The organism is Enterobacter sp. SLBN-59 (genome assembly GCF_024807915.1).
Lineage (GTDB): Bacteria > Pseudomonadota > Gammaproteobacteria > Enterobacterales > Enterobacteriaceae > Enterobacter > Enterobacter asburiae_B.
The window spans coordinates 746,626-767,774 of the sequence record NZ_JANUFI010000001.1 but is presented as its reverse complement, the minus strand read 5'-3'; the positions used below and the strand labels follow the sequence as shown (position 1 = coordinate 767,774).

The following is a 21,149-nucleotide window of genomic DNA, read 5'->3' as shown; positions in this document are numbered from 1 at the left end:
AACATCATGAAATATTCATCTGCTACACATGCCCTGTCCGTTAACCCGGCAACGGGAGAAACCCTCGCTGCGTATCCCTGGGCGACACCGGAAGAGGTTGAACGCGCGATTGCTCAGTCTGACGCGGGGTATCGCCAGTGGCGACGCGAAAGCGTGTCCCACCGGGCGCAGAAGCTGCGGGATCTCGGCGCCGCGCTGCGAAACCGCGCGGAAGAGATGGCGCAGACGATCTCCCGTGAAATGGGGAAACCCATCCTGCAGGCGCGGGCGGAAGTGGCAAAATCAGCCGGTCTGTGCGACTGGTATGCCGGGCATGGCCCGGCGATGCTGCGTGCGGAACCCACGCTGGTGGAAAACCACAACGCTGTTATTGAATATCGTCCTCTGGGGCCGATTCTCGCGGTGATGCCCTGGAACTTCCCGCTCTGGCAGGTGCTGCGCGGCGCGGTGCCCATTCTGCTGGCAGGTAATAGCTATCTGCTTAAGCATGCGCCGAACGTGCTCGGCTCTGCGGAACTTATTGGGCAGATCTTTGCGGATGCCGGTTTCCCTGAAGGCGTATTCGGCTGGGTGAACGCCACCAATGACGGCGTAAGCCAGGCGATTAACGATCGCCGTATTGCGGCGGTGACCGTCACCGGCAGCGTGCGTGCCGGTGCGGCCATTGGCGCGCAGGCAGGAGCCGCGCTGAAAAAATGCGTTCTTGAGCTGGGGGGCTCAGACCCGTTTATCGTCCTTAACGATGCCGATCTGGATCTAGCCGTGAAGGCGGCGGTGGCGGGTCGCTACCAGAATACCGGGCAGGTGTGCGCGGCGGCGAAACGTTTTATCGTCGAGGAGGGTATCGCAGAGACCTTTACCCGGCGTTTTGTCGAGGCCGTCTCTGCGCTGAAACTCGGCGCACCGGATCGGGAAGAGAACTTTATTGGCCCGATGGCGCGTTATGACCTGCGCGACGAACTGCATCAGCAGGTGCAGGTCACCCTGGCCGAAGGGGCAACGCTGCTGCTGGGCGGAGAGAAAATCAGCGGAGAGGGCAATTACTACGCGCCAACCGTGCTGGCCAACGTCACCCCGTCGATGACGGCGTTCCGCCAGGAACTGTTTGGTCCGGTCGCGGCCTTGACTGTCGCAAAAGACGCGGAGCACGCCCTGGCGCTTGCCAACGACAGCGACTTTGGCCTGTCCGCCACCGTCTTTACCGCTGACGCAGCGCTTGCGGATAAATTCTCCCGCGAACTGGAGTGCGGCGGGGTGTTTATCAACGGCTTTAGCGCCAGCGACGCGCGCGTGGCCTTCGGCGGCGTGAAGAAAAGCGGCTTTGGCCGCGAGCTTTCCCACTTTGGTTTGCACGAGTTCTGCAACGTGCAGACGGTGTGGAAGGATCGCGTGTAATTTATTGCCCGCCTGTGATTACGGCCCTCATCACGAGGGCCGTTGTCATTTATCTGCAATGGTTCTGTCATTTTCATTTCGTAGACTCGCACGCGTCTAACGCATTGTTAATGAAGATAATTATGAACATAACGCAAATTTTTCGCCGTATTGCGCAGCGTCTCACCCCTCGTCACTTTGGCCTGTTGACGGGTATCTTTTGCATTATTGGCCTTTTCTCCGCGCTGCAGCTCTCCTCCTCATTCCTGCTTAACGCCTCCCTGAACGACGCCCAGCGCAACGAGCAGCAAAACCTGCTGGCCTGGCAGCAGCAGAGCAAGCTGGATCTGGCCCGCGTTTCCCTGCTGGCGGCAAGCGACCTGCTTAACCGCTCCGGCGTCTGGTTTATGCAGGATAAAGAGACCGGCTCCGATGGGAGCTGGCATAGCCTGATGGACGATGCGCAAAAGGCGCTGGCGGTTTCTCAGCAGGCGTGGAAGGCCTGGCTGGCGCTGAATCCGCCGAAAGACGATGCCCTGGTGAACAGCTATCAGCTTTTCTACGGCGCGATCAACGAGCAGGCTGAAGGTCTGATTAAGACCAACACCATCGACGCTTTTTTTGCCGTACCGGCCCAGGCGTTTCAGTCTGATTTTAACGACAACTATGCGCGCTATCAGCAGGCAAGCGAGAAGCAGGCCATGCAGGGGCGTCAGAGCCTAATGGCGCAGCTCTCCGGCCTGCAAACGTTGTTCCTGTTTGCGCCGGTGCTGTTGCTTGCCATCGCGGCTGTCGTCTGGTTCGGCATGTCCAGATGGGTGATTACGCCGCTGCGTCGGTTGATAGCGCATATTAACCGGCTGGCGGCAGGGGATCTCTCCGGCACGCCGCCGAACGTCATGCGCTTTAACCGGGAGATAGGTCAGCTTAGCGACAGTATTGCGACGATGCAGCACGGTCTGCAGCAGCTGGTGACGCAGGTCAGCCATGCCACCGCGACGATGGTGGAGAACATTGACTCCCTTGCGCAGGGTAACCAGAAGCTGTATCAGCAGTCAGCGCGCCAGGCGAAAGAGCTTGAGGATGTGACGGCGCATATCGCGGCGCTGGAAAGCCATGTGGAAGGGAATACCGGCTATGCCAGGCTCGCCAGCTCGCGGGCCGATGAAGCGCGGCAGGCGGCCGTGGGCGGCGACCGGATGATGTCTACCGTGAATGCGTCCATGCAGGCGATCGTCGACAGATCTTCTGAGATGCGCGGGATCGTGGCGATGATCGACAGCGTGGCGTTTCAGACCAACATCCTGGCGCTGAATGCCGCCATCGAGGCGGCCCATGCCGGAAACCAGGGGCGCGGCTTTGCCGTCGTCGCCCGGGAAGTCGGGCTTCTGGCCAGAAAAAGCAGCCACTCGACGCAGACCATTCAGGAGCTGATCAACCGCTCGCTGCAGGGCATTGAAAACGGTTCCCGCGCCGTTAACCTGATGGAAGAGAATCTGCAGCAGGTCACTGGCCTGGTGGGCAATTTAAGCAGTTTGCTTAATGAGATCTCAACCGCCACGCTCAGCCAGGGAGACAGTATTCACCAGATGACGCGCCAGCTTCAGGCGCTGAATCAGGTCTCCCGGCAGACGGACCTGCTGGTCTCAGACGCCTCGGATGCCTCTGAGCGGCTGCAAAAGCAATCCGATCTTTTATTGCAGGCCGTTTCGCGTTTTCGTCTTAGCGCCTGACGCAATACATAAGCCTCTGTTATACTCGCAGCCCGTTTTAGCCTGAGGGCAAGGAGCAAAGTGTGGCTGCGGTCATCCATAATGAGATGTTGGACGAGATTCTGGCGCAGGTTCGTCCGTTAATTGGAAAGGGGAAGGTTGCCGACTATATTCCCGCCCTTGCCTCGGTGAGCGGGAATAAGCTGGGGATTGCTATCTGTACCATCGACGGACAGCGATACCAGGCAGGCGATGCGACTGAGCGTTTTTCCATTCAGTCCATTTCGAAAGTGCTGAGTCTGGTTGCGGCGATGCGCCAGTATGAAGAAGATGAGATCTGGCAGCGTGTCGGTAAAGATCCTTCCGGCCAGCCTTTTAACTCGCTGCTTCAGCTCGAGATTGAACAGGGTAAACCGCGAAACCCCTTTATCAATGCCGGAGCGCTGGTGGTCTGCGATATGCTGCAAAGTCGCCTCAGCGCACCGCGCCAGCGAATGCTGGAGATTGTTCGCCAGCTCTCGGGCGTTGACGATATTGCCTATGATGCGGTGGTGGCACGCTCGGAGTTTGAACACTCCGCCCGTAACGCGGCTATCGCATGGCTGATGAAATCCTTCGGTAATTTCCACAACGACGTGGCGACCGTGCTGCAAAACTACTTCCATTACTGCGCCCTGAAAATGAGCTGCGTTGAGCTGGCCCAGACGTTCCTGTTCCTTGCGCACCAGGGGCACGCGCCGCATCTCGATCAGGAGGTGGTTTCTCCGCTTCAGGCCCGGCAGGTTAACGCGCTGATGGCCACCAGCGGGATGTATCAAAACGCCGGCGAGTTTGCCTGGCGCGTTGGCCTTCCGGCTAAATCGGGCGTTGGCGGCGGGGTCGTGGCGATTGTGCCGCATGAAATGGCGATAGCCGTCTGGAGCCCGGAACTGGATGAAACGGGAAATTCGCTTGCCGGCGTGGCGGTTCTGGAGAAACTGACCCAGCGCCTGGGACGTTCCGTATACTGATGTCCGATCTGGATCCTCTCTTTTCCCGCCTGGCGCGATCGACATTTCGCTCGCGCTTTCGCCTGGGCGATAAGGAACGACAGTACTGCTGGGACAAAGGCCCCGAAACCATTGATCGGCACGCCGCGGATTTTGTCGAAAAGCGCCTTGCGCCCGCGCACCCCGCAAACGACGGTAAGCAGACGCCCATGCGCGGTCACCCGGTGTTTATCGCCCAGCATGCCACCGCTACCTGTTGTCGGGGCTGTCTGGCAAAATGGCATAATATTCCGCAGGGCGTAACGCTCACGGCGCCGCAACAAAATTATATCGTCAGCGTCATCCACCACTGGCTGGTGCTGCAGATGAACGCCTAAATTTGACGAGTTATGCTCCCGTGGTATTTGTGTTATAGATGCATCCCAAGTTAGTCCCGATCATGCTGACGACCGCAATAATTGCCATAAGCTTTCATATGGAATGATATTTAATGCGTTCTGCTCTTACCGCTTTCAGGCCGTTCCAGGTTGATACGCCGCTGCGAAATGCAGCGACGATCTTCATCCTCACCACCTTATTCTATTTTGTGGGCGCGGAATTACGGCTCGTTGAGGCCCTGTCGCTGTTCTGGCCGCTGAATGGCGTCATGGCAGGGATATTCGCCCGCTATGTTTACCTGAATCGCCTGCATTATTACGCGGTATGTTATGTCGCGATGCTGTTGTACGACGCGGTTACGACCAACTGGGGTATGGCCTCCGTGTTGATCAACCTGTCAAACATGATCTTTATCGTCGTCGTCGCCGTGCTGGTTCAGCGCGACAAGCGGCTGATGAAGAAAACCCCCGATCCGCTTAACGCGCTACGCCTGTTTAACTACTGTCTGATTGCCGCGCTGCTTTGCGCCTTGCTCGGCGCGGTAGGGTCGGTCGGGATTGACAGTCATACTTTCTGGCCGCTATTTGCCGACTGGTTTAGCGAGCAGTTCTCAACCGGCGTGCTTGTTGTGCCCTGTATGCTCACGTTGCGTATGCCCGGGCGTAAACTCAGGCTCCGTCTGGAGCAGCTGCTGCCGGTAATTGCGCTGATCGTCTCGGTGATCGCGTCGGTGGTGATTGGCGGAGCGGGGAGCCTCTCGTTTCCTCTGCCTGCGCTTATCTGGTGTGCGGTTCGCTACTCGCTGCCCGCCACCTGTCTGCTGACGTTTATCACGGGTGCCACTGAAATCATTCTGGTCGCCAACTCGATTATTAATATCGCCGTGGCGACGCCGTTTACGACGCCAATGATGTTTTCAGCCCGGCTGGGGATCGCCACGATGGCGATCTGCCCGGTGATGGTTTCCGTCAGCATGGCGGCGATTAATTCCCTGATCCGCCAGGTTTCACTGAGGGCGGATTATGACTTTTTAACGCACGTCTACTCGCGTTCCGGGCTTTATGAGGCGTTAAAGCATGAAGAGACGTACCGGCACACGCGTTTTCTGACCGTCATGCTGCTGGATATTGATTATTTCAAAAGCATTAATGATAACTACGGCCACGAGTGCGGAGACCGCGTGCTGGCGTCGTTTGCCCGACAGGTGCAGCAGGTCGTCGGCGAAAACGGCATGGTGGCGCGCATGGGCGGGGAAGAGTTCGCCGTGGTGGTCAATTCAGGCGACGCGCAGCACGGTTTTGAACTGGCTGAACGTATCCGATCCACCGTTGCCGGTCATCCTTTTACATGGCGTCACCAGACGCTCTATCTGACGGTCAGCATTGGCCTCGGCAGCGGAAAGGCTGAGTCCTGGCAGCTGACCGAGGTCTTCAACAAGCTTATGGCCGAAGCGGACGATCATCTCTATCGTTCAAAAAAAGCGGGTCGAAACCGTACCAGCGCCCGGGTGGCGGACGAGCAGATTGCCGCGCCCTCCGGGAGTGAAACATAGCTGCGTTAATCGTCATAAGGCATTGACGTGAATAGTAAGCGGCTTAACAGGATGTCAGAACACTGACAATGTCTCTGTTTAAGCTACGCTTTTAGTAACGCTTTACGTCAGGAGACATTATGAAAGCACCTGCAACCCCTGAAAATGAAACAGACAGACTCAACTCGCTACGAGAATCAGGTCTGCTTGAGATCGACAGTTCCCCGGCGTTTGACCGCTTAACGCGTCTGGCAAAACGCTTCTTCCAGGTGCCGCTGGCGATGGTCAATCTCATTGATGAGCATTCGCTGATCGTGAAGTCGGCCGACGGTCAGGCGCCGGGCAGCGTTCCGCGCAATATCTCATTTTGTGGCCATACGATCCTCACCGAAGCGCCGCTGGTGGTGGGGGATATGCTTCAGGACGATCGCTTTGCGGATAACCCGCTGGTGGCCGGTGAGCCTCGCGTGCGGTTTTACGCGGGCTTCCCGCTGCGCCTGCGAGACGGCGCAAGCGTTGGCTCGCTGTGCCTGATTGATTACGCTCCCCGCGAGTTTTCTGCCGCCGACCTCGCCGTGCTGGGGGACCTTGGCGCGCTGGCGGAAGATGAATTTGCTGCCATCAGCGCGGCGACCACGGATGAATTAACCGGGTTATTCAACCGTCGGGGCTTTAATCAGCTCGTGCGGTTCACGCTTTCCGTTGCCCGGCGTCGCGCTGAGCCGCTCACGCTCGGCTGGCTGGATTTGGATCGCTTTAAGGAAATTAACGATCGCTTCGGGCATGAAGAGGGGGATAAGGCGCTGAAAGCGATGGCGCAGCTAATGCGCGCCTCTTTCCGCGAAGCGGATCTGCTGGTGCGTTTTGGCGGGGACGAGTTCGCCGTGCTGTTCGCGGATACGGATGAGCAGGGCGCCTGGATTGCCATGCAGTATCTTGCCGAGCAGGTAGAAAACTATAACGCCCGCAAGCTACATCCCTGGTCGCTCCATTTCTCGTGGGGGCTCAGTGAATTCGATCATAACGGCAACGACCTGCAGCAGTGGTTAAAAGAGGCCGATGAAAAGATGTATGCCATGAAACAGCAGCGACAGCGCTCCCGGTAACATAACAAAAGCGTATGTCCGATCCGTTTGCGTTAAGAAGATGTTAAATGCACAGTGACGGTATTCAACGTAAGGAAAAACAATGAATACCTCACTGCAAATCAAAAACCTCACCCGAGACGACATTCTCACCCATCTTGATGCGCTGGCCGGGATCCTCGAAAACTGTGTGAACGGCGGGGCATCCGTCAGCTTTATGCTTCCCTTTAGTCTGGATAAGGCTCGTTCGTTCTGGCGCGGCATCGCTGAAAGCGTAGGGCGCAACGAGCGTCTGGTGCTGGCCTGTGTCGACCCGCAGGACGGCGTCATCGGTACGGTGCAGCTGATCGTCGACCAGCCGGAAAACCAGCCGCATCGCGCCGATGTGGCGAAGCTGCTGGTTCACGAGAAAGCCCGCCGCAAAGGTGCCGCGATGGCCTTGATGGAAGCGCTTGAAGCGGAGGCCCGGGCCAGAGATATTTCGGTTCTGGTGCTCGATACCTCCACCGGCAGCGGCGCCGAGACGTTCTACCAGCGTGCCGGCTGGCAAAAGGTGGGGGAGATCCCGCGCTATGCCCTGATGCCGGACGGCGCCATGACGGCCACGTCCGTGTTCTATAAGTTCTTATGATTATTTTGTACAACTACGCCGTCCATTGATCAAAACAGGGTTTCTGGTCGTTAAGTTTTGATAAGTTATCGTACCAATATTATCAGGCTGTATGACTAATCATAAAAGGAACCCTCTTGTGAACACGCTCAACCGTCGTGATTTTCCCGGTGCTCAATACCCGGAACGCATTATTCAGTTTGGTGAAGGCAACTTCCTGCGTGCGTTTGTCGACTGGCAAATTGACCTGCTAAATGAACATACCGATCTTAACGCCGGTGTGGTTATCGTCCGTCCTATTCAGAGCGACTTCCCGCCGTCGCTGAACACTCAGGATGGTCTCTATACCACTATCATTCGTGGCCTGAACGGGCAGGGTAAAGCGGTGAGTGAGAGCCGTCTTATCCGCTCGGTTAACCGGGAGATCGACGTCTACGGCCAGTATGATGCGTTCCTGAAACTGGCGCACAATCCGGACATGCGCTTTGTTTTCTCGAACACAACCGAAGCGGGTATCAGCTACCACGCGGGTGACAGATTCGCCGATGCCCCTGCGGTGAGCTACCCGGCGAAGCTGACGCGACTGCTGTTTGAGCGTTATAGCCACTTCAACGGTGCAGCGGATAAAGGCTGGATCATCATTCCGTGCGAGCTGATTGACTACAACGGTGATGCGCTGCGTGAACTTGTCCTGCGCTATGCCCGGGAGTGGGCGCTGCCTGCCGCCTTTATCCAGTGGCTTAACGAGGCAAACAGCTTCTGCTCGACGCTGGTTGACCGTATCGTGACCGGTTATCCGCGCGACGAAGCGGCCACGCTGGAGGCTGAGCTGGGCTATCACGATGGTTTCCTGGATACGGCTGAACATTTCTATCTGTTCGTTATCCAGGGGCCGGCATCCCTTGCGCAGGAACTCCGTCTGGATAAGTACCCGTTGAATGTGCTGATTGTCGACGACATCAGGCCGTACAAAGAGCGCAAAGTCGCTATCCTGAACGGCGCGCATACGGCGCTGGTGCCGGTGGCATTCCAGGCTGGGTTAGAGACGGTAGGCGAGGCGATGAATGATGCAGAGATCTGCGCGTTTGTCGAAAAAGCGATTTATCAGGAGATCATTCCGGTCCTCGATCTGCCGCGTGACGAGCTGGAATCTTTTGCCAGCGCGGTAACAGGGCGTTTTCGCAACCGACACCAGCTGCTTTCCATTGCGCTTAACGGCATGACCAAATACCGCACCCGCATTCTGCCGCAGCTGCTAGCAGGACATAAGGCAAGCGGACAATTGCCTGCACGTCTGACGTTCGCGCTGGCTGCACTGATAGCGTTTTATCGCGGGGAGCGTAACAGGGAAAACTACCCGGTGCAGGATGATGCATTCTGGCTGGAACGTTATCAACAGCTGTGGGCGCAGCATCGCGACCAGCAGTTGAGCACCCGTGAGCTGGTGCAGGCCGTACTGAGCGTGAGCGAGCACTGGGAACTGGATCTCACGCAGGTCTCCGGGCTTGTCGACCAGGTCACCCTGGATCTTGACGCCATTCTCCTGAAGGGAATGCGCGCAGCGGTGAAACCCCTGTGCTAATGACGTCACCCGGCTTCGGCCGGGTTTAATTACACCTTATTTTAGTTACAACATACTATATACTCTTTTTTTAAAAGCGCATGCAGCACCGTGCGGTTATCGCTAAGTAGGTCATAAAATTCAATGTCCCGTTAACATGCTTGCAACCGTGAGGGAGATCACGTTTAATAGCCACGCTCTTTTCCTTCCTGAAACTCACTATGATTGTTCGTCCTAAACAGCACTGGCTACAACTGATTTTTGTCTGGCACGGCTCGGTACTTCCCAAAATTTACACCCGACTGCTGCTGAACTTCCTGCTTTCAATCGCCGTTATCCTGATGCTGCCGTGGTATACCTCGCTGGGTATCAAATTTACCGTGGCGCCATTTAGCATTCTCGGCGTGGCGATCGCTATCTTTCTCGGTTTCAGAAACAACGCCTGTTATTCGCGCTACGTTGAGGCTCGCCTGCTTTGGGGGCAGTTGATGATAGCGGCACGCTCGCTGTTTCGCGAGGTGAAAAACACCTTGCCTGACGATAAGCACCTGGGGGAATTTGTCCGCCTGCAGATAGCTTTTGCCAACTGCCTGCGCATGACCCTCCGCCGGGACCTGAACGCCGAACAGCTCTCTCGCTATCTTGCTCCGGACGATTTACGTCACGTGATGAGCGCCAACTCGCCGGCGAACCGCATTTTACTGATTATGGGGGAGTGGCTGGCCGTGCGGCGGCGTAACGGCCAGCTTTCAGACATCCTGTTCCACAGCCTGAACAACCGTCTGAACGATATGTCCATCGTCCTCTCCGGCTGCGAGCGCATTGCGACAACGCCGGTGCCGTTTGCCTATACGCTGATTTTGCACCGCACTGTGTATCTGTTCTGCATCATGCTGCCGTTCGCGCTGGTTGTAGATCTGCACTACATGACGCCGTTTGTCTCGGCGCTGATCTCCTACACCTTTATCTCGCTGGACACCCTGGCGGAAGAGCTGGAAGACCCGTTCGGTACAGAAGATAACGATCTGCCGCTGGACGCCATCTGCAACATGATGGAACGCGATCTGCTGCAGATGAACGGTGAAGAGAACATTCCGGAAAGGCTGATGCCGGATAAGTATTATCAGCTGACCTGACGGGCGTTCCACTCGTCGCGGGTGATCTCCCACAGTTCGGAATCCAGCATGCCGCTGACGTAGGCTTTTTGTTCCGTTCTGATAAGCCGCATGCCGCTACTGTCTGAAATACGCCGGGAGCGGCTGTTGGCGGCGGCTTTCGGAGCGCGTAACACGGGTTTGTTTAGGGTATTGAACCAGTAATCCGTCGCGGCAATGCTGGCCTCGCGCATGTATCCCTGCCCCTGAAACTCCGGAGCCAACCAGAATCCACGGTTGTTATCTTCAACGTCATACAAACAGATAATACCCATCAACTCATCCGGCACCTCGCGACGACGGATGCTCCAGAACCAGGCGATCCCTTTTGCCATATCCGGCAGCGCCACGTTGTTGACATAGTTTTCCGCGCCGTTATCCGGGTAGGGCCAGGGCACGGAAGAGACCATATAGCGGACGATCTCCCAGCGCGGATAACGCTTTTGTATCTGGGCAGCATCTTCGGCAACCAGCGGTTTTAGCAATAAGCGTTCTGTCGTGAGCGTCGGTATCGTCATCCGCGGATCTCCATATTTAAGCGTTATTCTTTTGTTTGTGTTCTGGTATTTTCACTACTACCACATTCTATTTAGTTGCGTTGAAACTTATTTACTACCAAAATTTTGCTCTGCATAGCGCTCGATTACCGTCAGATTAGTTGGGTTAACTTACCCATCCACATAAGGAGTAATGTATGGTTTTGCCTGGAATGGGTAGCGATTGGCTACGCAGGAACCCTTGCGACCGGGTTGCAATGCGTTAACGGCCTTTATCGTATCTATGATTTGGTTGAAAACGGTGGCGGTAATGTTGCCTGGCTCGATACGCAAGAATGGTACGTCGCCACCTCAACTTCACTGGATGTAATTTCGTTAGCAAGTGCAGGAGGGGCGCTAAAAGAAGCAGTTACCACCTGGCGTGCAATGAAATCTATATCTTCCTTGAAAGCCACTGAGTGGTTAAAAAGTTATCCTCGTCAGGATCGCGCTCGTTTGACCGAATTGATAATTCGCGCGCAAAACCCCGGTATAAGCAACAAGGAAATTAAGGCACTTATACGCGCTGGTCTTTATCCGAAACGATTTCCAACCGGGCCTGTTCAGGTAGAGCTCACTCGACAACTTGGGCAAGTGGTTACAAGTGCCGCAGCATTGGCCGGGAGTGCTGTGAGTGGCGTTATTGCAGCGCCCAGTAATTTACCACAGACCGGTAAATACATTATCGGTACCATTCAGTCACTGGCGGTATTCTGATGAAGTTTTTGAGTTTTTTAACCGGACGGGTTTTCCAGGATCTCCTGCAGCATGGTAAAGAGATAGAGGAGGCTATTGGTCAGCGTGATACCCGTCTCTTGAATTATTCCACGCCAGAGCTGGAACGGTATTTTTCGCGTCCTCTCAGCGAGCTTCCGCGTCAAAATCCTTATCCGGTAGCGGTGCTGTTACCTCTGTTTTTAGTGGCGTTTGCGTTAAACCTTCTGCCTTTTCTCAGCGCGTTGCAGGGGTTATCACCTTTACATCATGCATTGAGCTTTTTCGTACCATCATTGACGATGACAGGCGCGCTCATTGTGATAAGCGTACTCCTGGCTCGTGGGAAGACGTCGGGATTGTTGGGGTTTAGGGCGTTGTTCATCATTCTGCTGATAACGACCCTCGTTCATGTTTTACATATCCTGCTTTCGCATAACGGAGGCCTTTGGCCGCTGGTCATCGCATCCTTCGCACTGTTATTTTGTCGGGTGGTGATGAACAGCAGCGGCTTTGTGCTGTTTACGCTCTATTGTCGTACTCAGCGTCTTGCCAGACTGGCACGGGAAATGCGACTAAAAAGCCGTTAAAGAGGGGTTATGACTTTACGAAAAGCTAAGCCACAGGAAGCCGAAATACTCTGGAATATTCGCAATCAGGCGATTCGTCACGGCTGTAAAACCAGTTACGACGCCGACGTCATTGCGCGCTGGACGCCGGATCTCATGCCCGAACACTATCGGCAGATGGTCATTGAATACCCTTTTTACGTGGTGGAAGATGAAACGGGCGACGTTGCGGCGACCGGCTATCTGGATCTGGATACCCACTGTCTGGAGGCGATATTCACCTTGCCCGCGGCCTTCGGTAAAGGCATGGCGACCCGAATTATCGAGGCGCTCAAAAATGAAGCCCGTAGCCGGGGGATAACCCGCCTGAGGCTGGATGCAACCCCTAATGCCCAGTCGTTTTATCAGAAGCTGGGGTTTGTCACGCTGCGCGAAAACTATCATCACTCGCGTATGGCAGGGGCTGATTTACGCTGTTTTGAAATGGCGATCGACTTGTAATGTGAGGAACACATGGCTGTCACGGTAAGACCTCTACGTGAAGACGATTATTCCCAATGGCGACCGCTGTGGGATGGCTATACCCATTTTTATGACTGTTACCTCGAGGAATCCGTCACCGCATCGACATGGGAAAGGGCGCTCTCAGCGCATTCCTCGATGTTTTGCCGCGTGGTAGAGAAGGATGAAAAGGTCATCGGTTTCGCGATGTGCATTCTGCACGAAGGAACCTGGTCAACGGCCCCCGTTTGCTACCTGGAAGATCTGTTTGTTGATGCCGACGAACGCGGGGCGGGAGCCGGTAAGGCGCTCATTGATGCTCTGATTGAGGAAGGCAAACGCGAAGGGTGGTCAAAACTGTACTGGGTCACCCGGGAGAACAACCCGGCGCGCAAACTTTATGACAAATACGGTCAAGCTGACGATTACGTCCGCTATCGCATCACCCTTTAAGGTGACAAGGCCTGGGTTTGTATCACACTGTATCTGCATCGCTGGTACATACACAGGCTTGCAATAAACCCGCTTTCGCACATATCCGCTATACATTGCCGTGTTGTTATATCCCCGTGAACTGTACTCAACCGGAGATACCAACATGTTTAGCAAACTCGCGTACTCAACTCTCGCACTGACCGTTTCTCTTGGCACCGTGATGTCCTGTCAGGCTGAAGTCACCGGCACAAATTTCGCGGCAGCCTTTGATCATCCGCAGCAAATTAACGCCGGCGATCTGAATGTCGGTTATGTCGACATCGGCCCGAAAAACGGCCAGCCGGTTATTTTACTGCACGGCTGGCCTTACGATATTCACAGCTACGCCGACGTCGCCCCCGCGCTGGCGGCAAAAGGCTATCGGGTGATTGTGCCTTCTCTGCGCGGCTACGGCACCACGCGCTTCCTGTCACCCAAAACGCCGCGCAACGGCCAGCCTTCAGCCATGGCGAAAGATATTGTGAACCTGATGGATGCCCTGAATATTAAGCAGGCGGTATTTGCAGGATATGACTGGGGCGCTCGTACGGCGGATATCGTTGCGGCGCTGTGGCCAGAGCGCGTTAAGTCACTGGTGTCGGTGAGCGGGTATCTCATCAGCAGCCAGCAGATTGGCAAACAGCCGCTGCCGCCAAAAGCGGAACAGCAGTGGTGGTATCAGTTCTATTTCGCTACCGCGCGCGGTGCTGAAGGCTATGCCAAAAACACGCATGACTTCGCCCGTTTGATCTGGTCTCAGGCCTCGCCTGACTGGAAATTTAGCGATGCTGTCTTCAACGCCAGCGCCAAATCCCTCGATAACCCGGATCACGTCGCGGTGACGCTCAGCAACTATCGCTGGCGTTTAGGGCTGGAAAAAGGCGAGCGCAAATACGATAGCTACGAGCAAAAACTCGCTACGCTGCCGAATATCACCGTTCCAACGATCACCATCGAAGGTGGGAACAACGGTGCGCCGCATCCAGCACCGCAGGCCTACGCGGGTAAATTTACCGGTAAATATGAGCACCGCACCTTCGGGGCAACCGTGGGGCACAATCCGCCTCAGGAAGATCCGCAGGATTTCGTCAAGGCCGTCGTTGACGCGGACAAGCTCTGAAATGTGCTATTTTCAGTACGTTACCCTTCGGTCTGGAGATTTCGGTGGAGCATATTGATCATATCCTTGTCGTCGATGACGACAGGGATATTCGTGAACTGATTGTCGATTATCTCGTTAAGTCTGGCTATCGCGCGACGGGCGCGGCCAACGGCAAAGAGATGCGCGTCGTGCTGGATAAACAGCATATCGACCTGGTTGTGCTGGATGTCATGATGCCCGGCGACGACGGGCTTACGTTATGTCGAGAGCTACGCGTCGGGAAATATAAAGATCTGCCCATCCTGATGCTGACGGCCCGCAACGAGGAGACGGACAGGATCCTGGGTCTGGAGATGGGCGCGGATGACTACGTGGTGAAGCCGTTTGTCGCCCGCGAACTGCTGGCGCGTATCAAAGCGATTTTACGGCGTTTTCGCACGATGCCGCCCAATTTGCAGGTGACAGAAGCCGGGCGGCTGGTGATGTTCGGTGAATGGCAGCTCGATACCGTTGCCCGTCACTTAATCGATCCGGAAGGGGTGATCGTCGCGCTCAGCGGGGCGGAGTATCGCCTGCTGCGCGTTTTCCTTGACCATCCTCAGCGTGTGCTGACCCGCGATCAGCTGCTCAACCTGACGCAGGGGCGAGACGCCGAGCTGTTTGAACGTTCTATCGACCTGCTGGTTAGCCGGGTTCGTCAGCGCCTGAACGAAGACGCCCGCACGCCCGCCTATATCAAGACCGTGCGCAGCGAGGGCTACGTTTTTACCATGCCGGTGACCATCAAAGAGGCTAACGAATGACGCTCTGGCCGCGCTCGCTGCTGGCCCGCCTGCTGCTCGTCGTGCTGTCCGGCCTGCTGCTGGCCAACGCCCTGAGCCTGACGCTGGTCATGATTGAACGAATGCACAGCGCCAGAACGGTGATGCTCGGTAATCTGGAAAACGACGTCGCAACCAGCGTCGCCATTTTAGACCGCTTACCGGCCAGCGAGCGCGCGGCCTGGCTTTCGCGCCTCGAACGGGGCAATTACCGTTATATTCTGGGACCGGGAGAGCCCGGCAACGCGCCGACGGATAAGCGTTCGCAGGACGCCATCCGAACCTTAAAAGCGACGCTTGCGTCACAGTACCCGCTCAGCTTCACCGCCGTTCCCGGTGCCGTTTCACACATCCAGGCGCATCTGACGTTACGCGACGGCGCGCCGCTGACCATTGACCTGATCCCACGCATGCCGCCGGTCGCCAGCTGGCTGCCCGTAGTGCTGATCCTGCAGCTGCTGTTGCTGGCTGCGTGCGGCTGGATTGCCGTGCGGCAGGTGGTGCGGCCTTTTTCACAATTTACCCGCGCGGTGGATTCGCTGGATCCGGCGGCCAGCACGCCAATGACGGAGAAAGGGCCGCTTGAGGTGAAGCGTGCAGCGCATGCCTTCAACGCGATGCAGGCGCGCATTCAGTCTTATCTCCGGGAGCGCGCGCAGATCCTGGCGTCCATTTCTCACGATCTTCAGACGCCGATTACCCGCATGAAGCTGCGCGTTGAGATGGCAGGGGAACCTGAACTTCGCGACAAGCTCCTGAACGATCTCGATAGCATGACGCGTCTTGTTCGCGAGGGCATAGCGTATGCCCGGTCATCAGAATCCCTGGAAGAGACCCCGCTGAAGCTGGAGCTGAACGCCTGGGTCAACAGCATCGCCTGCGATTATCAGGACATCGGTAAAAACGTGCAGCTTCAGGCAAACGATACCCGCTTGCCGATCGTTACGCGTCCGCAGGCGCTTCGTCGGGTGATGACCAACCTGCTGGATAACGCCCTTAAGTTCGGTGGGTATGCCGTTATTGCCATTGATAATTCGTCTTCCGAAGAGGTGGTGATTCATATCACTGACGGCGGACCGGGAATACCCGATGACGAGCTTGAGGCGGTATTACAGCCGTTTTACCGGGTGGAAACATCGCGCAACCGCGATACCGGCGGAACAGGACTCGGACTGGCGATTGCCGCGCAGCTCACCGCTCAGCTGGAAGGAAAGCTCAACCTGACGAACCGGGCCGGAGGCGGACTGGATGTCTCCATTACGCTACCGCGCCGTTAATTGTACGGCTTTGTATCTCCCGGCCCGGGTGATACAGAGCCAGACAAAATCTGCGTTTTTACACATATCCTGAACACATCCGCACGATGAAATAGCCTCACTGCAGCGTCGCAGGACTTGTATTGTGAGGTGTCTATGTTTCTGGTAATCGCTTTTCTGGGCGGGATGATAAGCCTGCTCAGTCCATGTACGCTCCCGGTTATCCCACTCCTTTTCGCCGGTTTTCAGGGACAGCGACGACATATTCTGGCCCTGCTGGCGGGGATGATCGTGATGTTCACCCTGGTGGCGATGGCCGTCACCGTCGCCAGCGAGTGGATAGCAGAGGCAACCATCGTCGGGCGCTGGATCGCTCTCGTTATTCTGGCCACGGCCGCGCTGGCCTTAATTTTTCCGTCATTCGCCCAGCGTATTGCGGGTCCGGCCGTCAGCGCGGGAAATGTCCTGAACACCCGAAGCGGGCAAACGCGCGGTCTGGCATCGGCTTTTCTGGCCGGGCTTGCGGTGGGGCTGCTCTGGTCTCCCTGCGCCGGTCCCATACTGGGCGCCATTTTCAGCATTAATATCGCGGGCAATTCGGCAATTACGACGGGCGCACTGCTGGCGGCCTACGGCAGCGGATGCGCGCTAATGCTGAGCCTGCTCGTTTCAGGAGGCCGCACGCTGATGGCGCCGTTAAGAGCAAAATCGGCGCTGATGGAAAAGCTGCGGCAGGGGGCGGGCGTAGCGATGCTGGCGGCTGTCGTATTTAACGCGACGGGAATGACTTCGCTTCTGACAGGAGCAAACGGCGTTGCGGACCGTCTGGAGGCAACACTCCTGACGCTGGCTAAACCCACAGCCGCGCCGGTGAAGCTCCAGCCGGTCGTGATGACAGAGCCCAGCAGCCAGCTGCCTTCATTAAGCGGGGGGACAGGGTGGATTAACGGTGACCCTGTCACGTCTGAATCCTTGCGAGGGAAGGTGGTGTTGATTGATTTCTGGACCTGGGATTGCATTAACTGTCAGCATACGCTCCCGCACGTGCGGGACTGGGCCACGAAGTATCAGTCGCAGGGGCTGGTCGTGATTGGGGTTCACACGCCGGAATATCCCTGGGAAAAACCGCTCGCCTCGGTGAAAAACGCGGTAAATAAATGGCAGCTGCCGTACCGGGTGGTGACGGATAATAACTATCAAATCTGGAACGCTTTCGGGAACCAGTACTGGCCAGCGCATTACTATTTCGATGCCAAAGGCCAGCTACGCTATACCGCCTTTGGCGAAGGAGATTATGCGCAGCAGGAAAAGGTCATTCAGCAGCTGCTGAAAGAAGCCCGGTCATAACCCGTCAGGGCTGGCGTTGCGCCACGATAAACAGCCGCGGAAAAGCGAGCAGTATCTGCCCATTTTCCTGGAGCGGATACTGCTCTTCCAGCAGTTCATGGTAGCGTTTCAGGAAACGTTTCTGCTCGCCCTCGTTCAGTTCCTGGAGCCACGGGTGCAAGCCGGTGGCGCTTACCCAGTCAATAATGGCCTGGTGCGAGCTCATTTTATGGAAATAGGTTGTCCGCCAGATATCCACGTCACAGCCCGCCTCGGACAAGATATCGTAGTAGGCATGCACACCCGGGAGAGGTTCGCGGCCGCGGTCAGGGTAGTCTTGTTCCAGCGCCACTTCGCGCATCGCCACATGAGTAGGTTCAAGCCAGTTGTCAGGCATCTGGATTGCTAATACGCCGTTAAGCGTGAGTAAAGAAACGAGATGAGGCAAGAGATCGTAATGGTCAGGAACCCATTGCAGCGAAGCGTTGGCATAAATCAGGTTCAGCGGCTGGCCAGGCTTATACTGGCGGATATCGGCCTCAACAAAATGGCAGTCAGGCAATGCGGCTCTTGCTTCCTCGAGCATTGCAGGGGAGTTGTCGACCCCGGTAACGCGTGCCGAAGGCCAGCGATGCTTCAACAGCGCGGTGCTGTTTCCCGGCCCGCAGCCTAAATCAGCGATGGTGGAGACCTCATCCAGAGGAATTCTGGCGAGCAGTTCAGCGGCAGGACGCGTTCTTTCCGCGCCGTACTGCAGATAAAGAGAGGGATTCCAGTCGGCCATTTTGGTTCTCCGTTTAGCATGCTTCTGCAAGAGTAGCACAGCATTAAGAACAGAGATAATAGGAGAAAAAATAGAAAAAGGAAATATTACCCCTTAAATACTTAAGGGGCAATACTTTAATTGTAATTATTTTATGATTATCGTTTTTTAATATTTTATCGGCTAAGTGCTTCTTACGCTCTGTACCCGAAACTATAAATATTAGATAATCATGAATGGATATATCCCTGGTGTTTCGTAGGTCTTTGACCTCCTGGCCACTGAGTTTCACGAGGACTTAGTGGCCGGGTACTTTTTAAGTATAAGGAATACCATGCACAATGAAAGCTGTCCTAAAAGACAGGGGATAATAGTTTCAGGTGTTATTATCAGGAATAAGAGCAATGAATTCTGTTATTGAGTTTTTTTTGCATGATTACGATGATTTACCGTCAGCATTAGCCCGCGAACTCTTCCGACTCAGGAGAAAAACCTTTCGGGACCGACTCGACTGGAAAGTTGAATGCGTTGAAGATATGGAAAAGGATCGGTTTGACAACCCAAACACGACATACTTGCTGGGTATGTATGAGGGACAGTTGTTATGCGGCGCACGATTCATTAACTCGACGCATCCGACGATGATAAGCGAAATCTTTCACAATTATTTTGACGAAGCCATTATTTTCCCGGCAGATGTTCCCTGCTGTGAAATTAGCCGTTTATTTTTAGATAAAGAAACGCGAGACTCCGCAAGTCTGCAGGGCGTGCCCGCCAGTAAGGCATTGTTTCTTGCGATGAATATGTATTGCATAAAGCAAAAATACCATGGAATGTACGCAGTCGCCAGTCGCGGTATGTATGCCATATTTCGCCATGCGAACTGGAAAGTTGAAGTTATTCAACGCGGTGTTTCTGAAAAAGGGGAGGTTATTTACTATATTTATATGCCTGCCAGCATCAGCATTATTGAAGACATTATTAGCAAAGATAAATCCAGTCACTGGCTTCGCGAAATGCTGGAGCATTTACGCCACTTATAACCAGTGGCTGAGGCTCAGTCGTCCAGTAAACGTAGTTCTGTTCCAAGCTTTATTGCGTGTCTGGCATTATTCACACCGAGCTTTTTCATTACATTTCCCATATGGAACTTAACGGTGCGTTCAGCAATAGACAAAATAACAGAAATTTCTGCGTAGGTTTTCCCGGCGCTGACCCATTTAAGGATTTGTCGCTCACGTGGCGACAGAAAAACATTCTTTTTCTGTTGATGCTGGCTATACAGATTGAGTGTCTTCTGATGCAGTTGAACAAGGAAGCTTAGAAATTGTGGCCGATATTTTTCTATATCAATACCAGAATGCTTAGGACTGATGACGGATAAGACGACAAGATTATTCAGATAGTCATGCAGAGGAAAAGTCTGTCCCTGGTAGATATCATACTGGACGCTTTCGTTGAAAATGCGCGTCAGGTTATAACCATCCGACAGAATGACATCACTTTCCCAGAAAAAATCTTCAACACAGCGCAAAGCCCGAATGATAACAGGGTCAATGAACTGATATTTCCTGTCGAGGTAGATATCAAACCACTCGGGGCTGTTATTGATTATCCGCATCTGGGAAGGATCTTTCTTGTTCATAATGGCGTAGGCGAAGACGATCCCTTTGAAATCCTCAAAAAACGCGTCCAGCTCACTCTGAATTAGCGTATTGATCGCTATGTCGTTGTAATATGTATCCTTCACGTGAGTTGCTTGCCTCCTGTTCGAGTGGAGGAGCAAGTATAATATGCTTCGTTATCTGTAGCGAGTCGCATTTTAATCCAGCCAACAGATAAGACAGGCTACCTCAACTGGTAGCCTGATCAATGTGTGGCATTTCTAATGGTAAATACAGATGACTCGGCGAATTTTTGAAGATTTTGTCAAATCCCGAAATAGTTCACTAAATATAGTAGGCTGCAAAATTTAGGAGGTTTTCCGCTTTACATTTGAGTAGTGGACAAGCGTACCGACCCAGATTCAAAATCAGGATTTTAACCAGCAGTCTACATAATGCCTTTAAGAGCAATATGATAAAGCAGCATGATGGTTTTACCGTCGACAATCTTGCCTGTTTCAATGCCGCGTAATGCCTCTTCAAGCGTCATTTCCAGCACGTCGATATCTTCTCCCTCAGACTTGATCCCGCCGCCTGCGCCGGTTCTGTCTTTCGGCTGATACTCGGCAAGATAAAAATAGAGTTTTTCCGTGACGGAGCCCGGGCTCATATAGGCTTCAAAGATTTTCTGCACGCTCGAAACCTGAAACCCTGTCTCTTCTTCCGCTTCTGCTTTTATGCGGCTTTCGGGATCCATGTTGTCCAGCAGTCCCGCCGCGGCTTCGATTAAATCGTCCTCATGGCCGTTGATAAAGACGGGAAAGCGGAACTGGCGCGTCAGGATCACCGTTTTTTCCTCACGGTTGTAGAGAAGAATAGTCGCGCCGTTGCCACGGTCGTAGACCTCCCGTTGCTGTCTTTGCCATTCGCCGTCACGGCGCTGCAGGTCGAAGGTGTATTTTTTAAGGTTGTACCAGTTATCTGACAGGGTTTCACTATCAATGATGCGCACATCTGCACGTTTTGATTGCACGTTTGTTCCTCCTTACGTAGAGTAATTATCATAAACAGCATTATCGTGCACTTTCA

The 21,149-nt window shown here is 54.6% G+C and carries 22 protein-coding genes; 18 read left to right on the top strand and 4 right to left on the bottom strand.

Annotated features, from left to right (window positions below; translation table 11 throughout):
- Nucleotides 1-6: 6 nt before the first annotated feature.
- The 9 genes from sad to M2422_RS03540 all read left to right on the top strand — a co-directional run bounded on the left by sad (nucleotide 7) and on the right by M2422_RS03540 (nucleotide 10,376).
- Complete coding sequence (gene sad / locus M2422_RS03580; protein ID WP_064672498.1) at nucleotides 7-1,395, top strand: succinate-semialdehyde dehydrogenase; 1,389 nt, start codon at nucleotides 7-9, stop codon at nucleotides 1,393-1,395.
- Nucleotides 1,396-1,517: 122 nt separating this feature from the next.
- Nucleotides 1,518-3,107, top strand: a complete 1,590-nt coding sequence (locus M2422_RS03575) for a methyl-accepting chemotaxis protein (protein WP_064672499.1) — start codon at nucleotides 1,518-1,520, stop codon at nucleotides 3,105-3,107.
- 62 nt (nucleotides 3,108-3,169) lie between these two features.
- A complete protein-coding gene (glsB, locus tag M2422_RS03570; protein ID WP_047741855.1) occupies nucleotides 3,170-4,096 on the top strand; it encodes a glutaminase B in 927 nt (308 codons plus the stop codon).
- Nucleotides 4,096-4,452: a DUF4186 domain-containing protein gene (locus tag M2422_RS03565; protein WP_047060875.1), complete on the top strand. Its 357-nt coding sequence runs from the start codon at nucleotides 4,096-4,098 to the stop codon at nucleotides 4,450-4,452. The genes glsB and M2422_RS03565 overlap by 1 nt, the downstream gene beginning before the upstream one ends.
- A gap of 113 nt (nucleotides 4,453-4,565) precedes the next feature.
- Nucleotides 4,566-6,005: a GGDEF domain-containing protein gene (locus M2422_RS03560; protein WP_064672500.1), complete on the top strand. Its 1,440-nt coding sequence runs from the start codon at nucleotides 4,566-4,568 to the stop codon at nucleotides 6,003-6,005.
- A gap of 119 nt (nucleotides 6,006-6,124) precedes the next feature.
- Nucleotides 6,125-7,090 carry a sensor domain-containing diguanylate cyclase gene (locus M2422_RS03555; RefSeq protein WP_039262472.1) on the top strand — a complete coding sequence of 322 codons (966 nt, stop codon included), beginning with the start codon at nucleotides 6,125-6,127 and terminating at the stop codon, nucleotides 7,088-7,090.
- An 82-nt stretch (nucleotides 7,091-7,172) separates the two neighbouring features.
- Nucleotides 7,173-7,700, top strand: coding sequence for a GNAT family N-acetyltransferase (locus tag M2422_RS03550; RefSeq protein WP_033145544.1), 528 nt, complete (start codon nucleotides 7,173-7,175; stop codon nucleotides 7,698-7,700).
- Nucleotides 7,701-7,818: 118 nt separating this feature from the next.
- Nucleotides 7,819-9,261 carry a tagaturonate reductase gene (locus tag M2422_RS03545; protein WP_259139958.1) on the top strand — a complete coding sequence of 481 codons (1,443 nt, stop codon included), beginning with the start codon at nucleotides 7,819-7,821 and terminating at the stop codon, nucleotides 9,259-9,261.
- Nucleotides 9,262-9,461: 200 nt separating this feature from the next.
- The gene (locus tag M2422_RS03540) at nucleotides 9,462-10,376 is read left to right on the top strand and encodes a bestrophin family protein (protein WP_048981356.1); all 915 of its coding nucleotides are present in this window, start codon (nucleotides 9,462-9,464) and stop codon (nucleotides 10,374-10,376) included.
- On the opposite strand, the gene M2422_RS03535 is transcribed toward M2422_RS03540, so the two are convergent.
- Nucleotides 10,364-10,912, bottom strand: coding sequence for a GNAT family N-acetyltransferase (locus tag M2422_RS03535; protein WP_064672502.1), 549 nt, complete (start codon nucleotides 10,910-10,912; stop codon nucleotides 10,364-10,366). The two genes, M2422_RS03540 and M2422_RS03535, sit on opposite strands and share 13 nt — an antisense overlap.
- Before the next feature lie 231 nt (nucleotides 10,913-11,143).
- Between M2422_RS03535 and M2422_RS03530 the strand changes: the two genes are divergently transcribed.
- The 8 genes from M2422_RS03530 (at nucleotide 11,144) to M2422_RS03495 (ending at nucleotide 17,714) form a co-directional block, all read left to right on the top strand.
- The gene (locus M2422_RS03530; protein WP_231113487.1) at nucleotides 11,144-11,647 is read left to right on the top strand and encodes a hypothetical protein; all 504 of its coding nucleotides are present in this window, start codon (nucleotides 11,144-11,146) and stop codon (nucleotides 11,645-11,647) included.
- Nucleotides 11,647-12,234: a hypothetical protein gene (locus tag M2422_RS03525; RefSeq protein ID WP_064672503.1), complete on the top strand. Its 588-nt coding sequence runs from the start codon at nucleotides 11,647-11,649 to the stop codon at nucleotides 12,232-12,234. Before M2422_RS03530 ends, M2422_RS03525 begins: the two co-directional genes overlap by 1 nt.
- A 9-nt stretch (nucleotides 12,235-12,243) precedes the next feature.
- Entirely contained in the window at nucleotides 12,244-12,714 is a 471-nt protein-coding gene (locus M2422_RS03520; protein WP_033145550.1) for a GNAT family N-acetyltransferase, read from the top strand.
- 12 nt (nucleotides 12,715-12,726) lie between these two features.
- On the top strand, nucleotides 12,727-13,167 hold the full coding sequence (locus tag M2422_RS03515; RefSeq protein WP_064672504.1) for a GNAT family N-acetyltransferase: 441 nt from the start codon (nucleotides 12,727-12,729) through the stop codon (nucleotides 13,165-13,167).
- A 145-nt stretch (nucleotides 13,168-13,312) separates the two neighbouring features.
- Complete coding sequence (locus tag M2422_RS03510) at nucleotides 13,313-14,308, top strand: alpha/beta fold hydrolase (protein ID WP_033145552.1); 996 nt, start codon at nucleotides 13,313-13,315, stop codon at nucleotides 14,306-14,308.
- Between the two features lie 44 nt (nucleotides 14,309-14,352).
- Nucleotides 14,353-15,093, top strand: coding sequence for a response regulator (locus M2422_RS03505; protein ID WP_033145553.1), 741 nt, complete (start codon nucleotides 14,353-14,355; stop codon nucleotides 15,091-15,093).
- A complete protein-coding gene (locus tag M2422_RS03500; RefSeq protein ID WP_064672505.1) occupies nucleotides 15,090-16,388 on the top strand; it encodes an ATP-binding protein in 1,299 nt (432 codons plus the stop codon). The genes M2422_RS03505 and M2422_RS03500 overlap by 4 nt, the downstream gene beginning before the upstream one ends.
- A 135-nt stretch (nucleotides 16,389-16,523) precedes the next feature.
- Entirely contained in the window at nucleotides 16,524-17,714 is a 1,191-nt protein-coding gene (locus tag M2422_RS03495) for a cytochrome c biogenesis protein/redoxin (protein WP_064672506.1), read from the top strand.
- Nucleotides 17,715-17,718: 4 nt separating this feature from the next.
- Here M2422_RS03495 and tam read toward each other — a convergent pair whose 3' ends face one another.
- Nucleotides 17,719-18,477, bottom strand: coding sequence for a trans-aconitate 2-methyltransferase (gene tam, locus M2422_RS03490; RefSeq protein WP_064672507.1), 759 nt, complete (start codon nucleotides 18,475-18,477; stop codon nucleotides 17,719-17,721).
- A gap of 383 nt (nucleotides 18,478-18,860) precedes the next feature.
- On the opposite strand from tam, the gene M2422_RS03485 reads away from it, so the two are divergent.
- Entirely contained in the window at nucleotides 18,861-19,499 is a 639-nt protein-coding gene (locus M2422_RS03485) for an acyl-homoserine-lactone synthase (protein ID WP_064672508.1), read from the top strand.
- Between the two features lie 14 nt (nucleotides 19,500-19,513).
- Here M2422_RS03485 and M2422_RS03480 read toward each other — a convergent pair whose 3' ends face one another.
- Both M2422_RS03480 and M2422_RS03475 read right to left on the bottom strand, forming a co-directional pair.
- Nucleotides 19,514-20,206, bottom strand: a complete 693-nt coding sequence (locus tag M2422_RS03480; RefSeq protein ID WP_023311808.1) for a LuxR family transcriptional regulator — start codon at nucleotides 20,204-20,206, stop codon at nucleotides 19,514-19,516.
- A gap of 302 nt (nucleotides 20,207-20,508) precedes the next feature.
- On the bottom strand, nucleotides 20,509-21,093 hold the full coding sequence (locus M2422_RS03475) for an NUDIX domain-containing protein (RefSeq protein WP_064672509.1): 585 nt from the start codon (nucleotides 21,091-21,093) through the stop codon (nucleotides 20,509-20,511).
- Nucleotides 21,094-21,149: the final 56 nt, after the last annotated feature.

What these genes read in the sequence shown, in the direction of transcription:
- sad (WP_064672498.1), top strand. Translation starts at nt 7, where the DNA reads ATGAAATATTCATCTGCTACACATGCCCTGTCCGTTAACCCGGCAACG.
- M2422_RS03575 (WP_064672499.1), top strand. Translation starts at nt 1,518, where the DNA reads ATGAACATAACGCAAATTTTTCGCCGTATTGCGCAGCGTCTCACCCCT.
- M2422_RS03565 (WP_047060875.1), top strand. Translation starts at nt 4,096, where the DNA reads ATGTCCGATCTGGATCCTCTCTTTTCCCGCCTGGCGCGATCGACATTT.
- M2422_RS03560 (WP_064672500.1), top strand. Translation starts at nt 4,566, where the DNA reads ATGCGTTCTGCTCTTACCGCTTTCAGGCCGTTCCAGGTTGATACGCCG.
- M2422_RS03555 (WP_039262472.1), top strand. Translation starts at nt 6,125, where the DNA reads ATGAAAGCACCTGCAACCCCTGAAAATGAAACAGACAGACTCAACTCG.
- M2422_RS03550 (WP_033145544.1), top strand. Translation starts at nt 7,173, where the DNA reads ATGAATACCTCACTGCAAATCAAAAACCTCACCCGAGACGACATTCTC.
- M2422_RS03540 (WP_048981356.1), top strand. Translation starts at nt 9,462, where the DNA reads ATGATTGTTCGTCCTAAACAGCACTGGCTACAACTGATTTTTGTCTGG.
- M2422_RS03535 (WP_064672502.1), bottom strand. Translation starts at nt 10,912, where the DNA reads ATGACGATACCGACGCTCACGACAGAACGCTTATTGCTAAAACCGCTG.
- M2422_RS03525 (WP_064672503.1), top strand. Translation starts at nt 11,647, where the DNA reads ATGAAGTTTTTGAGTTTTTTAACCGGACGGGTTTTCCAGGATCTCCTG.
- M2422_RS03520 (WP_033145550.1), top strand. Translation starts at nt 12,244, where the DNA reads ATGACTTTACGAAAAGCTAAGCCACAGGAAGCCGAAATACTCTGGAAT.
- M2422_RS03515 (WP_064672504.1), top strand. Translation starts at nt 12,727, where the DNA reads ATGGCTGTCACGGTAAGACCTCTACGTGAAGACGATTATTCCCAATGG.
- M2422_RS03510 (WP_033145552.1), top strand. Translation starts at nt 13,313, where the DNA reads ATGTTTAGCAAACTCGCGTACTCAACTCTCGCACTGACCGTTTCTCTT.
- M2422_RS03500 (WP_064672505.1), top strand. Translation starts at nt 15,090, where the DNA reads ATGACGCTCTGGCCGCGCTCGCTGCTGGCCCGCCTGCTGCTCGTCGTG.
- M2422_RS03495 (WP_064672506.1), top strand. Translation starts at nt 16,524, where the DNA reads ATGTTTCTGGTAATCGCTTTTCTGGGCGGGATGATAAGCCTGCTCAGT.
- tam (WP_064672507.1), bottom strand. Translation starts at nt 18,477, where the DNA reads ATGGCCGACTGGAATCCCTCTCTTTATCTGCAGTACGGCGCGGAAAGA.
- M2422_RS03485 (WP_064672508.1), top strand. Translation starts at nt 18,861, where the DNA reads ATGAATTCTGTTATTGAGTTTTTTTTGCATGATTACGATGATTTACCG.